The following is a 13007-nucleotide window of genomic DNA, read 5'->3' on the forward strand; positions in this document are numbered from 1 at the left end:
CGAGGTTTGGAGGTTCGACCGCGAGATGTCCCTCAAGGGTCTCTTGTCTTCCCGCAGTCCCGCCGCCCCGCGCGCGGGCGCGCCGGTCGCCGTCTCGGCGCTGTCGGACGGCGAGCGGCTCGCCATGCTCGACGAGCTCGAGCAGTCGGGCCTCGGCTGGTTCTGGGCGAGCAATGAGAATGGCCAGCTGACCTACCTTTCCGGCGCGATCGCGACACGGCTCGATCTGCCACTCGACGAGCTGATCGGCCAGCCGCTCACCGCGATCTTCGCTGCGGCCGACCGCGAGGAGCGCGGCAAGTCGCTCGCGCTGATGCTGGGCGCGCACAAGGCCTTTGCGGGCATGGCGGTGCGCGCGGCGCGGCGGCCGGAGGGCGCGGTGCTGCGCCTGTCGGGCCAGCCGGTGACCGGCGCGACCGGCGAGTTCCTCGGCTTCCGCGGCACCGGGACCGACATCACCGAGGAGTACCACCGCGAGGAGGAGACAGCGCGGCTGGCGCGATACGATTCGCTCACCGGCCTCTCCAACCGCCACCGCATGGCGCACCAGATCGAGGCGACGCTGACAGCCTTCAAGGCGGCGCGGCGCAACTGCGCGGTGATGATGATCGATCTCGACCGCTTCAAGCACGTCAACGACACGCTCGGCCATGCAGCGGGCGATGCCCTGCTCAAGCAGGTTGCGACCCGCCTCACCCGCGCGATCGACCGCGAATGCGAGATCGGACGACTGGGCGGCGACGAGTTCCAGGTGATGCTGCCCGACATCGACGACCGCGGGGTGCTGGGCGAGCTGGCGACGAAGATCATCACCATGCTGCGCCAGCCCTACAGCCTCGAGGACGGGCGCTGCGTCATCGGTGCATCGGTCGGCATCGCCATCGCTCCGCACGACGGCGTCACCCGCGATCAGATCGTGCGCGCGGCCGACCTTGCGCTCTATGCCGCCAAGAACGGCGGGCGGGCGCAGTACCGCTTCTTCTCGGGCGATCTCGAGAACGAGACGATCTTCCGCCGTCGGCTCGAACAGGACCTCGGCACCGCGCTGCGCGAGCAGCAGCTGTTCCTGCGGTTCGAACCGATCGTGGAGGCGACGGGCGGCGCGGTCGCCTCGCTCGAGGCGCATGTGTGCTGGAACCATGCCGACCGCGGCGTGATCGACGAGGAGGAGTTCGCCCAGATCGTCGAGGGCTCGGCGCTGCTCGGCGATGTCGGCCGCTGGGCGATCGCCGCCGCCTGCGCCCGTGCGGCGCTATGGCCGGAGAGCGTCCGGATCGCGGTCAACGTGCCGGTCGTGCTGTTCCTCGCCGACGACTTCGTCGAGGTCGTGGGTGCTGCCGTCGAGGCTGCCGGCATCGCGCCCGCACGGCTCGAGCTGGAGATCAGCGAGGCGGTGTTCTTCGGCGATGCGAACATCGTCGACCGCACGCTTGCGGCGCTGTTCAAGCTCGGTGTGCGCCTGACGCTCGACGAGTTCGGCAGCGGCTATTCCTCGCTCGCCTATCTGCGCCGCGCGCCGTTCGACGCGATCAAGATCGACCAGAAGCTGGTCGCCGAGGCCGAGCGCCACGACAGCCGCGAACTGGGGCTGGTGCGCGCGATCGTCGCGCTTGCGGGGGCCTTGCAGATGGACACGATGGCGGGCGGCGTGGAGAGTGCGGGCCTGCTGGCCGCGCTCACCGATTGCGGCGTGCGCTATCTCGAAGGGCCGATCTTCAGCGAGCCGGTCGACGAGAGCACGCTCGACCAGGAAATGGCCGGCGGCGCGTGGAAGATCGATCCTGGCGCCGAGCGCACGCGCCGTGCCCGCCGGCGCACGGTGTTCCGAAAGATCCAGGTTATCCACGACGACTATGCGTACGAGGTCACGCTGCGCAACCTTTCCAAGACAGGGGCGCTGATCCAGGGGCTGGCCGACGTGCCCAAGGGCACGCAGTTCGTGGTCGATCTGGGCGGAGGGCAGCTCGCTGTGGCGACGGTGACGCGCTCCAACGGCGATGTGCAGGGCCTCGAGTTCGAGCAGTCGCTGGTCGAGGACGGATCGGGCGGGCTGTGCACTCGCAACCGCGTCTCGCCCTACGCGCTGGCTGCGGCGGGAGCACCGCTCGCTCCGCTGGGAGCGGGCAAGTTCCTCGGGGTTGAGCAGGGCGGGGCGGTGCCCAAGTTCGGCTATGCAACCCCGGTTCGCGATGGGGGGTGACAGCCTTCAGGCTGTTGCGATTTTGGCGAATGACAATGCGGTGACCCGGCGCTACATCGCGCGGCGATGACCGACCTCTCCCACATCCGCAATTTCTCCATCATCGCGCATATCGACCATGGCAAGTCGACCCTCGCGGACCGTCTGATCCAGTTCACCGGGGGCCTCTCCGCGCGCGAGATGTCCGAGCAAGTCCTTGATAATATGGACATCGAGAAGGAGCGCGGCATCACCATCAAGGCACAGACCGTGCGCCTCACCTACCAGGCCAAGAACGGCGAGACCTATCAGCTCAACCTGATGGACACCCCCGGCCACGTCGACTTCGCCTACGAGGTCTCGCGCAGCCTCGCCGCCTGCGAGGGCGCGCTGCTGGTGGTTGACGCGGCGCAGGGCGTCGAGGCCCAGACCCTCGCCAACGTCTACCAGTCGATCGAGCACGACCACGAGATCGTCCCCGTCATCAACAAGATCGACCTGCCCGCCGCCGAGCCCGACAAGGTCAAGGCCGAGATCGAGGACATCATCGGCCTCGACGCCTCCGACGCTGTCCTCGCCTCGGCGAAGTCGGGCATCGGCATCGAGGAAGTGCTCGAGGCCGTCGTCGCCCGCATCCCGCCGCCCAAGGGCACCACCGAGGCGCCGCTCAAGGCCAGCCTCGTCGATTCCTGGTACGACCCCTATCTCGGCGTCGTCATCCTCGTGCGCGTGATCGACGGCAAGCTCACCAAGGGCCTCAACATCAAGTTCATGCAGGGCGGCACCCAGCACCTCGTCGACCGCGTCGGCTGCTTCACCCCCAAGCGCACCGACCTCACCGAGCTCGGCCCGGGCGAGATCGGCTTCATCACCGCGCAGATCAAGGAAGTCGAACAGGCCCGCGTCGGCGACACCATCACCACCGTGAAGGGCGGCGCGACCGAGGCGCTGCCGGGCTACAAGGAAGTCCAGCCGGTCGTCTTCTGCGGCCTCTTCCCGGTCGACGCCGCCGACTTCGAGAAACTGCGCGAGAGCATTGCCAAGCTGCGCCTCAACGACGCGAGCTTCTCCTTCGAGATGGAATCCTCCGCGGCCTTGGGCTTCGGCTTCCGCTGCGGCTTCCTCGGCCTGCTGCATCTGGAAATCATCCAGGAACGCCTCAGCCGCGAATACGACCTCGACCTCATCACCACCGCGCCCTCGGTGGTCTACCGCATCCACCTCGGCCATTCGAAGACCGAGGACGCCAAGACCATCGACATCCACAACCCCGCCGACTGGCCCGACACCAACCGGATCGAGTCGATCGAGGAGCCGTGGATCAAGGCGGTGATCTACACCCCCGACGAATACCTGGGCGCGATCCTGAAGCTGTGCCAGGACCGCCGCGGCATCCAGACCGAACTCACCTATGTCGGCGGCCGCGCCCAGGTGACCTACGAGCTGCCGCTCAACGAAGTGGTGTTCGACTTCTACGACAGGCTCAAGTCGATCAGCCGCGGCTATGCCAGCTTCGACTACGAACAGATCGGCACCCGCGAGGGCGACCTCGTGAAGATGAACATCCTCGTGAACAACGAGCCGGTCGACGCCCTCAGCCTGATCGTCCACCGCGCCAACGCCGAGGAACGCGGCCGCGGCATGTGCGAGCGGCTGAAGGACCTGATCCCCCGCCACCTCTTCAAGATCCCGATCCAGGCCGCGATCGGCGGCAAGGTGATCGCCCGCGAGACGATTGCGGCTTTGCGCAAGGACGTGACCGCGAAGTGCTATGGCGGGGATATTACCCGGAAGAAGAAGCTGCTGGAGAAGCAGAAGAAGGGTAAGGCCAGAATGAGAGAATACGGCAACGTCAGTATTCCTCAGGAAGCTTTCATCGCCGCTCTACGCATGGGTGAAGAGTAACCTCTCTCATTCTGAGGATGCGAGAGTGAAGCCCCGCGAACAAGCCGCAGGCTTGTGAGCGAGAGGCTGTAACTCCGGCCGGCGGGTGGCCGCAGGCCAACTCGTTCGACGTAGGCCGCGGCTTTGCCGCGGCTGATTTTTCTCTTCGTTAGCGGCCTAAACTGTCGCTAGCCACTCGACTGACAACTCGCTGATCGTTAGAAAAGGTTTCTCCGGTTGTTGGAGAAGACTGAGAAATGACGCCTGAAGCTCTCGAAGCTGCCTTGGTGGGGGCTCAAGAGACGGATTCAATTGAGTTCAAGGCGGCTATGGATTGGGATGCGAAGACTTTCGTAAAAGATATACTCGCAATGGCAAACGTCATCGATGGCGGGGTGATTATCGTAGGGGTCGAAGATAAAACGTTCACACGGCAGGGTTTAACAGAGCAGCAAATCGAAACGTATAATATCGATCATATGCGAGATCAGATTGATCCCTACGCCGATCCCAGAGTGATTTTCTCCAAACAGATTATCAGCGATAGTGGAGGGTTGCGATACGTTGTAATTGAAATCGCTCCGTTTGAAGAAATACCTGTCATATGTGCACGCGATGGCCATGACGTAAGTGCGGGCTCGATTTATTTTCGAAGCCGTTCTCGGAAACCGGCGAGTGCCCGGGTTGATCGGGCTGAAGACATGCGTGAAATCGTTGAATCTTCTATTTCAAGGAGATACCGCGGTCTGCGTCGGGCTGGTTTCATCCCCGACCTGCAAATAAATGACGAACTTGAGGCAGAGTTGGGCGGCCTGTGATGCAGGAAGGTTTGCTTGAGAAAATTCGAGCGGTTGGCCACTGGAGAATTAACTTTCGGCCGGTCGGACGGCGTGCGGAGCCGCTTTCCTTGGTTGGTTGCCGAGATGTTGTTCAGAGGTCTTCTGTATCAATACGGGGTTGGGACTTTCCGCATGTGAATAACCGCAATGATGACACTGGTGGGTCTGCAAACGTAGGGAACTATATCGAGCACTGGACAAATTGGTCTGGCTTCTTAGAGTTTTCTCGGCTCTATCGTAGCACCCAGTTTTTGTCATATGTTGCTCTTCATGAAGATACAAATCGTACGGATTACGGTAATCCGAATGTACCGATTTTAGATGCGCTTTCCACTGTTTATTCTGTCACAGAATTCGTGGAGTTTCTTTTCCGACTTCGTTCGCATGGCTTATACGAAAGCGGAGTTTCTGTTTCGATCGAGTTAAGGAATACCAGAGGAAGATATCTTCGCGCTGGCCGGGGCAGGATTCCATTCTTTGGTCGTTTTTCGACTGAAGCTGAGGTTATTTCGATAGAGCGAAACCTCACTCGGTTCGACTTATCTGATGATCAGAGAAGACTTGCTGCCGGAATAGCTCTCGAGATTTTCGACCATTTCGGGTGGAGTCCGGCCCAGGAACAAGTTCTGACAGACATCGATCGCTTTTACCGCCGAGAGTGGTACTAAGTCACATCTTAAAGCGCAATTGCACGGCCAATTTCTTCTTATACGCCGTTCTGCACTTCTGGTGCCGGAAGATAGGTCAGGCACTCAGTTATGATCCCCTGCCGAGGACCTAGGGTTCGAAAAATGGCTGGACACAGCCACGGCAAAGCCGCGGCCATGACGTCGAACGGGTTCACCCCTCGCTTCGCTTCGGGGCCACCCGTCGGCCGGGTCGGGTGATGCGCTGGCGCGCACCGGCTTCCAGCTTGGCCTTCGCTTCGCGAACGCCTGCGCTGGGCGCCTTCACCACTCCTCATCCTTCAACGTCCACACCGTCTTCGGCTCCCGCTCCGGTTCCGGCTCCGGCTTCTTCCACAAGGGAACCACGATCTCGTTGCGGGCGGGCGGGTCGTACTCCGCCATCTCGGCGCGCAGCAGGGTTTCGGAGATCGGGCCGGTCGCCTCGAAGCGGGTGGCGGGGGTGTCGTAGTCGACCGCCATCAGCGCGCGGGTGGCCTCTTCGGCCTTCATCGCGGCGAGGTCGCGGTCGCGCAGCGCGATGAAGCGGGCGAAGGCCTCGCGGGTTTCCTCGGACATGGCGGCCCAGCGGGCGATGCGGCGCGGCTCCATCGTGCGGCGGATGTTCTCGATCTTGCGGTCGATGCTCGCCTTGACCTCGGCGGCGGAGACGAAGCCCATTTCGGCCTCCCATTCCTTGCGCCACTGCTTCCTGAGCCGCTCGAGCTCCATCTGGCCGACCGCGTTCAATCCGCGCGGGCCTCCACCGGCGGCGAAGCGTTCGGGGGCGCGGTTGCGGAGGATGAACATCAGCAGCCGGTCGTTGTAGCGGCGGCGGGTGCCGACGAGCTTGCCGTAGGAGTAGAGCGGTTCCTCCACGCCGTTGAGGGCGCGGTCCATCACCACGTCCTCGACCCGCTGCACGCCGAGCTGGAGGGCGGCCTCCCAGGCGGCGCGGAAGCTCTCGGCCCCGGGCTGGCGGCGCAGGTGGTAGGCGCCGCGCTGGGCCATGTCGACGGCCTTGCACGCGGCCTCGACCGAGCCGGTGTCGGCGAGCGCCTCGATGAAGCCGCGCTGGCGTTCGGGGGTCCAGCCGTCGTGCCGGTTGCACTGGCGCGGGACGGGGGTGAAGGGGGGCAGCTCTCCGGCGGGGACGGGGAGGCGGGCGGTGCGGGGGTCCTTGCGGCGGGTCATGGGGGGAGAGGATCACATTTTTCCCGGGTAGGAAAATGCGCAGGCGCGGGGGAGGGGGCGCGCGGCTTCACTTCCCATTCACCGGAGGCGCCGTTATAGGTCCGGCCCATGTCGACAAAGCTCACCACTCGGACCCTCGGCGCCGCGCTCGCCGCCGCCACGCTGCTCACGCTCCCGGCCTGTGCCGGCAGCTCCAAGGGCAAGGACGTCGCCTATGTCGCGCGCGATGTCGAAACCCTTTATGCCGAGGCGCAGCGGCGGCTGGACCGGGGGAACACGCTGCAGGCCGCGGCGCTGTTCGACGAGGTGGAGCGCCAGCACCCCTATTCGCCCTGGGCCCGCCGCGCGCAGCTGATGAGCGCCTTCAGCTACTACATCGCGCGCGATTACAACAAGGCGATCCAGAACGCGCAGCGGTTCCTGTCGATCCACCCGGGGAACAAGGACGCGCCTTATGCCTACTACCTGATCGCGCTCAGCTATTACGAGCAGATCAGCGACGTGAACCGCGACCAGAAGATCACCGAGCAGGCGCAGACCGCGCTGCGCGAGGTCAACCGGCGCTTCCCCCAGACCGAATATGCCGCCGACGCGCGGCTGAAGCTCGATCTGGTGGCGGATCACCTCGCGGGCAAGGAGATGGAGATCGGCCGCCACTACCAGCGCATGGGCCTGTGGCTGGCGGCGGACATGCGGTTCAGGAACGTGGTCGAGAAGTTCGACACCACCAGCCACACCCCCGAGGCGCTCTACCGCCTGACCGAGAGCAGCCTTGCACTCGGCGTGCCGCAAGAGGCGGTGAAATATGCCGCGGTGCTCGGCGCGAACTACCCCGGCTCCGAGTGGTACGAGCGCGCCTACAAGCTCGTCGGCAAGCACGCCGAGGGCGTGACCGCCTCCTGAGCCCTGCCGGGCGCGTTGCAGCGCGCCGCCTGCCGGGCGATGCCTGCCGCCTCATGGACGGCGATCGCCGGCGACCAGCCCGGCTCTGTCCTCCCCCAAGTCCGCCCGGCTGAATCCGCATTTCCGATGCGCTGAAGGCACCGCCTTCGGCTGCGCTGCGCGTTCGCCCTGAAGGTGAACGCGCAGCCGCTACTGCTGCACGAGAATCATGACAAGTAATTGTCGCGAACATACAAAAACTATAAGTTAAAATGCCCCTTTATTGACTAACCTATTATTAAAATGAGAATATCGAGTCGCTCAAATGCCGAGCAGGTCTTCAAGACCAAATAGAGGAGGCAGTTATGGCGTCGAAACCTGATGACAATTCAATGAATGATCTTGTCGCGCGGGTGCGCAACGAGGTGCTTGCCGACACGAGAATCGCAGAGCGGGGCTATTTCGTCCACGATCTCCAGTCCAGCATCAAGGGCTTCGGCCCGAAGGACAATCTCTGGGAAATCTCCTACAAGACCACCTCGGCCGAGGCCCTGGCGGCCGGTCTCAAGGACAAGGTCGCCTGGGAGATCTCCTACAAGACCAGCAGCGTCGCCGCGGACCTGGTGAACAGGAACCCCAAGTAACGCCGAGCACAAGGGAGTGAATGGGATGCTGTCTCCAGCTGACGGGGTGCGCCGCTTTCTCGATGATTACGTGGGCTTGCGGCCCGACGAGGAAGTTCTCATCGTCTATTCGTCCGAAAGTCAGGAGGCGCTGGTGATGCTCTGTGTCGAGCTGCACCTGCGCAGGACCCGGCATGTCCGGACCTGGATGCATCCCATTCACGACCCCGGCCTCGGTGGCCGGCTCGATGCCGCGCTCGCCGGGCTTGCCGCTGAGCGTGCCGGGGACCCCGCACCCGGCCTCGTGGTCGTCACCATGGAGCGCGAGACCTTCTCCCATTCCGAAACGATCGCCGCCCGTCTGGCCGCTGCCGGACGAACCTGTGCCCGGCTGTTCCGCATGATCAGCGCCTGCCCCGAACTCTTCGCGACCGCGCTGCTCGCAACCCCCGGCGAACTCCAGGCCCGCAACGCGCGGCTGCTGCACGCGATCATCCCCCACGACCGGCTGCGCATCACCACCTCGAGCGGCTCGGATCTCGAGATCGGGCTCGATTCGCGGCGGCACCGCTGGATCAGCAACCGCGGCGCATCGCGATCCGGACGGGCGGTCATCCTGCCCGCCGGCGAGGTCGCGACATATCCGCAAACGGTCTCGGGCCGGTTCGTGGCCGACTTTGCCTACAACATGAACTGCCACACGGACGTCGATGCCCGGCTCGGCGCCAATCCGGTCACGCTCGACATCCTCGATGGCCGCGTGACGCGCTTCACCTGCGCCTCGGAAACGGTCAGCGCCCTCGTGCGGCAGGTGCTGGCCGAGCCGAACGGCGATCGCATCGGCGAACTGGGCCTCGGCACCAATCCCTTCATCCGCGAGGCGCTGGCGGCAAACTCGCACATCAACGAGCGGCGCTGCGGCATCCATCTCGGCCTCGGCCAGCACAACCAGGATGGCGCGGTGGTCGATTACTACTGCCCGATGCACCTTGACCTGATCGCCAGCGACGGGCTGGTTCACGATGCCGAAGGGACGCTCCTGTGCGACCTCGCCAACCTCTCCGACGAGGGCGGCAGCCACGAATTCGGCGATGGTCTGCGGATCGACGACGAGGATGTGTTCGCCCCCGGCGAAGTGCGCATCGAGGAGGAGGCGGACTGCTGCGGCGGCGGGGTCTGCGTTCTGCCGCCGGGCCGCGAGGGGCCCTTGCCGGCGTGACGCGGGACGGCAATGCCTGGCATGCCCATGCGGAACGGCTGCGGCCGGCTTTCCTTGCGGGCTCGGGAAACCTCACGCTCGCTGTCGTCATGCGGATGCTGGCCCCCGTCATCCCCGAAAAGGGCAGGGTCCTCGACCTCGGCGGAGGCGACGGCCGGCTGGCAGCGGCGCTCGCGCAGGCGGGGATGGCGGTGACGCTGGTCGACAGCGATCCGGCGATGCTCGCCGCAGCCGATACGAGCTTGCGGGCGCGCGGCCTCGAACAGCATGTGACCATCATAGAGGGCGAGGCGGCGACCTGCCGCCTGACGGGCTTCGACCTGGTCTGCTGCCATTCGGTGCTGATGTACCAGCCGGACCCCGGACCGATCCTCGATGCCTGCGTTGCCGCGTGCAGCCCGGGCGGGGCCATTTCTCTCATCAGCCTCAACGGGCAGGCTTCGGCCATGCGGGCCGGGTTGCAGCAGCGCTGGCCCTCGGCTCTCGCCGCCTTGCAGGGCCGGCCCCTGCCGGACGAGGCGCCGACCCACAACCACGCGCGCGAGGCGTGCTGCGCGGGCCTTGCGGCGCGCGGTTGCGACATCGAGGCCTGGTTCGGCCTCGGCATCTTCATCGATCACCTGCGCGGCCCGGTCGCCATGAGCGAGGAGGAGCATGCGCTTGCGGTCGCCGTGGAGACGCTGGCGGGGACGATGGACCCCTATCGCGATGTTGCCCGGTGCTGGCATGTCGTGGCGTGCCGGCACGGCCGCACGCGCGCGCGCGGCCCGACCGATGCTTCCAAGTCGCGGCTTCTTCGTCCGCCGCGCCGGGACGATGCGAAGATCGCGCCGCGCAGACGGACCGCCGGCACCTGAGCCATCGCCCCGTTTCGGCCCGCCGCAGCTTGGGGATTGGCCCTTCATCCGCAGGTGACGCGCGAAAGGCCGTGCGCTATCTGTTCCCCCGCCCATGCTGACCCGCCTGTCGATCCGCAACATCGTCCTCATCGAAGCGCTCGATCTCGATTTCGCGCGCGGGCTGGGCGTGCTGACGGGGGAGACGGGGGCGGGCAAGTCGATCCTTCTGGACGCGCTCGGGCTGGTGCTGGGCGACCGCGCGGAAACCTCGCTGGTGCGCGCCGGGGAGGAGCGGGCGTCCGTCACCGCCAGCTTCGAATTCGCGAGCCTGCCGCGCGCTATCGCCGCCGCGCTCGGCGAGGCGGAAATCGCCATCGAGCCGGGCGAGCCGCTGATGATCCGGCGGCAGGTGCGCGCCGACGGCGGCTCCAAGGCCTTCATCAACGACCAGCCGGCGAGCGTCGCCCTGCTGCGCGAACTCGCGCCCGCGCTGGTCGAGCTTCACGGCCAGCACGATGATCGAGGGTTGGTGAACCCGCGCGGGCACCGGATGCTGCTCGACCGCTATGCCGGGACGGACGTGGCGGGGCTGGAGCGCGCCTATGCCGACTGGGCGCGCGCCGAGGCACAGCTCGCCGAAGCGCGCGATGCGGTGGAGCAGGCCAAGGCCGATCAGGACCTGCTGATTGCCCATCTCGCCGAGCTGTCCGCGCTCGAGCCGGTGGCGGGCGAGGAGGAACGCCTCGCGCTGGCCCGTGCGGACATGCAGAAGGGCGAGAAGCTCTCGGGCGATCTCGAGGATCTGCGCCACCTGTGGGAGGGATCGGATTCGCCGCTCGCTTCCTTGCGCGTCGCGGCGCGGCGATTGGACCGGATCGCCGAGCAGCATCCCCTGCTGGTCGAGGCGCTGGCGGCGCTCGACCGCGCGGTGATCGAGGCGAGCGAGGCGGAGGACAAGCTGGCGAAGGCCGCCGAGGCGCTGGTCCACGACCCGATGGAGCTCGAACGCGCCGAGACCCGGCTGTTCGAGCTTCGCGCCGCGGCGCGCAAGCACCGCTGCGATGTCGACGATCTGCCCGAGCTGATGCGGACGATGCGCGCTCGCCTCGACGCGATTGAGGGCGGGGAGGCGCAGCTCGATGCGCTGGAAGCGGCGGCGAAGGAAGCCCGCGTCGCCTATGTCGCCGCCGCCGAGGCCGCGCGCGCGGCGCGTTTGGCGGGGGCCGGGCGGCTCGATGCGGCGGTGGCGGCGGAGCTTGCGCCGCTCAAGCTCGATGCCGCGAAGTTCCGCACCGCCGTCACCCCTCTGCCCGAGGACCGCTGGGGCGCCCAGGGCATGGACGCGGTGGAGTTCCTGATCTCGACCAATCCGGGCGCGGACTTCGCCCCCCTCGCCAAGATCGCTTCGGGCGGGGAGCTGTCGCGCTTCATTCTCGCACTGAAGGTCGCGCTGGCGGAGAAGGGCGGGGCGGCGACGATCATCTTCGACGAGATCGACCGCGGCGTGGGCGGGGCGGTCGCTTCGGCGATCGGCGAGCGCCTCGCCCGGCTGGCGGCGGACGAGGGACAATTGCTGGCGGTCACCCACTCGCCCCAAGTCGCGGCGCGCGGGCAGCGGCACTATTTCATCGCCAAGGCCTCGAGCGGCACGGTGACGCGGACCAGCGTGGTGCTGCTCGACCATGCGGGCCGTCAGGAGGAGATCGCGCGGATGCTCTCCGGCGCCGAGGTGACGCCCGAGGCACGCGCACAAGCCGACCGGCTGCTGGAGGGGGTGTGAGGCATCTCCTGCCCCTGCTGCTCGCCGCCGCCGCCTGCGCGCCGGCCATCTCCGCGTCCGAGGAGGCATCGACGAGCGTGAAGCCCAACCATTCGACCTACGGCACCGACGCCAATCTCGCCGCCTCCGCTCCGGACGGGATCTTGCGTTATGCCGATCACCCGCGCGGGTTCGCCGAACTGCGGCTGCCGCAAGGGGACGGCCCGTTTCCGCTGGCGGTGATCTATCATGGGGGGTGCTGGAAAACCGGCATCGCCTCGCAGGCCTACATGGCCCCGCTGGCGACCCGCTGGCAGCAGGAGGGCATCGCCACGCTCAATGTCGATTACCGCGAGGTGGGCGACGGGGGCGGATGGCCGGGGTCCTTCGCCGACTGGGCCGCTTCGACGCGGTTGATCGACGAGGTGGCAGCGAAATACCCCATCGACAGCGCCCGCGTCACGCTGGTCGGCCATTCGGCGGGCGGATTGCCGGCGGTGTGGCTGGCGCGCGCGAGCGGCGCGGGCGGCCCGGTCGGCAAGCGCGCCGCCCTCAAGGCGCGCGCGGCGATCGTGCTCGACGGGCCGGGGGATGTCGGCGCCGGGCAGCCCGCCTTCGACGCGTTGTGCCAGTTCTCGGCCGTGGAGCCCTTCATGGGCGCGGCGCCGGCTGCGAACCCTTCACGTTACGGCGCGATATCTCCCGCAGCCCATGCACCGCAGCTCGCGCAGATCCTCTTCGTGCAGGCGAGGCTCCCCGCTCCCTCCGCCGCCACGCTCTCGGCGCTCGGTGCGGGCGGGGCCGAGGTGACCGTCCGCGAGAACATCGGGCAAAGCCACTTCGCGATCATCACGCCCGGCAACCCCGTCCATGACGCGAACGAGCCTGCCATGCTGGCGGTGCTGAAGGGCCGGTAACCCACCC

At 66.4% G+C, this 13007-nt stretch carries 11 protein-coding genes; 10 read left to right on the forward strand and 1 reads right to left on the reverse strand.

The genetic code is table 11. From position 1 onward, the window contains the following. Positions 1–43 precede the first annotated feature (43 nt). The 4 genes from ACMX37_RS06810 (at position 44) to ACMX37_RS06825 (ending at position 5570) form a co-directional block, all read left to right on the forward strand. Positions 44–2200: a putative bifunctional diguanylate cyclase/phosphodiesterase gene (locus tag ACMX37_RS06810; RefSeq protein WP_483148099.1), complete on the forward strand. Its 2157-nt coding sequence runs from the start codon at positions 44–46 to the stop codon at positions 2198–2200. Positions 2201–2266: 66 nt separating this feature from the next. Then, positions 2267–4084 (forward strand): translation elongation factor 4, encoded by a 1818-nt coding sequence (gene lepA, locus ACMX37_RS06815; protein ID WP_483148100.1) that lies wholly within the window; start codon positions 2267–2269, stop codon positions 4082–4084. A gap of 236 nt (positions 4085–4320) precedes the next feature. After that, the gene (locus ACMX37_RS06820) at positions 4321–4881 is read left to right on the forward strand and encodes an AlbA family DNA-binding domain-containing protein (protein ID WP_483148101.1); all 561 of its coding nucleotides are present in this window, start codon (positions 4321–4323) and stop codon (positions 4879–4881) included. Then, a complete protein-coding gene (locus tag ACMX37_RS06825) occupies positions 4881–5570 on the forward strand; it encodes a hypothetical protein (protein WP_483148102.1) in 690 nt (229 codons plus the stop codon). Before ACMX37_RS06820 ends, ACMX37_RS06825 begins: the two co-directional genes overlap by 1 nt. A 282-nt stretch (positions 5571–5852) precedes the next feature. On the opposite strand, the gene ACMX37_RS06830 is transcribed toward ACMX37_RS06825, so the two are convergent. After that, positions 5853–6761, reverse strand: a complete 909-nt coding sequence (locus ACMX37_RS06830; RefSeq protein ID WP_483148103.1) for a hypothetical protein — start codon at positions 6759–6761, stop codon at positions 5853–5855. Positions 6762–6869: 108 nt separating this feature from the next. Here ACMX37_RS06830 and ACMX37_RS06835 point away from each other — a divergent pair, with 108 nt between their 5' ends. The 6 genes from ACMX37_RS06835 to ACMX37_RS06860 all read left to right on the forward strand — a co-directional run bounded on the left by ACMX37_RS06835 (position 6870) and on the right by ACMX37_RS06860 (position 13000). After that, positions 6870–7664 (forward strand): outer membrane protein assembly factor BamD, encoded by a 795-nt coding sequence (locus tag ACMX37_RS06835; protein ID WP_483148104.1) that lies wholly within the window; start codon positions 6870–6872, stop codon positions 7662–7664. 371 nt (positions 7665–8035) lie between these two features. Then, positions 8036–8287, forward strand: coding sequence for a hypothetical protein (locus ACMX37_RS06840; protein ID WP_483148105.1), 252 nt, complete (start codon positions 8036–8038; stop codon positions 8285–8287). 25 nt (positions 8288–8312) lie between these two features. Beyond that, positions 8313–9485 carry an aminopeptidase gene (locus ACMX37_RS06845; RefSeq protein ID WP_483148106.1) on the forward strand — a complete coding sequence of 391 codons (1173 nt, stop codon included), beginning with the start codon at positions 8313–8315 and terminating at the stop codon, positions 9483–9485. Between the two features lie 89 nt (positions 9486–9574). Continuing rightward, on the forward strand, positions 9575–10342 hold the full coding sequence (locus tag ACMX37_RS06850) for a class I SAM-dependent methyltransferase (protein WP_483148107.1): 768 nt from the start codon (positions 9575–9577) through the stop codon (positions 10340–10342). Positions 10343–10436: 94 nt separating this feature from the next. Then, positions 10437–12104: a DNA repair protein RecN gene (gene recN, locus ACMX37_RS06855; protein ID WP_483148108.1), complete on the forward strand. Its 1668-nt coding sequence runs from the start codon at positions 10437–10439 to the stop codon at positions 12102–12104. After that, positions 12101–13000 (forward strand): alpha/beta fold hydrolase, encoded by a 900-nt coding sequence (locus tag ACMX37_RS06860; protein WP_483148109.1) that lies wholly within the window; start codon positions 12101–12103, stop codon positions 12998–13000. Before recN ends, ACMX37_RS06860 begins: the two co-directional genes overlap by 4 nt. Positions 13001–13007 lie beyond the last annotated feature (7 nt).

This window comes from Porphyrobacter sp. THAI-01a (assembly GCF_056868655.1).

Coding starts and splice junctions, on each gene's coding strand:
- ACMX37_RS06825 (WP_483148102.1), top strand. CDS start 4,881: ATGCAGGAAGGTTTGCTTGAGAAAATTCGAGCGGTTGGCCACTGGAGA.
- ACMX37_RS06820 (WP_483148101.1), top strand. CDS start 4,321: ATGACGCCTGAAGCTCTCGAAGCTGCCTTGGTGGGGGCTCAAGAGACG.
- ACMX37_RS06835 (WP_483148104.1), top strand. CDS start 6,870: ATGTCGACAAAGCTCACCACTCGGACCCTCGGCGCCGCGCTCGCCGCC.
- recN (WP_483148108.1), top strand. CDS start 10,437: ATGCTGACCCGCCTGTCGATCCGCAACATCGTCCTCATCGAAGCGCTC.
- ACMX37_RS06840 (WP_483148105.1), top strand. CDS start 8,036: ATGAATGATCTTGTCGCGCGGGTGCGCAACGAGGTGCTTGCCGACACG.
- ACMX37_RS06845 (WP_483148106.1), top strand. CDS start 8,313: ATGCTGTCTCCAGCTGACGGGGTGCGCCGCTTTCTCGATGATTACGTG.
- lepA (WP_483148100.1), top strand. CDS start 2,267: ATGACCGACCTCTCCCACATCCGCAATTTCTCCATCATCGCGCATATC.
- ACMX37_RS06850 (WP_483148107.1), top strand. CDS start 9,575: ATGCGGATGCTGGCCCCCGTCATCCCCGAAAAGGGCAGGGTCCTCGAC.
- ACMX37_RS06830 (WP_483148103.1), bottom strand. CDS start 6,761: ATGACCCGCCGCAAGGACCCCCGCACCGCCCGCCTCCCCGTCCCCGCC.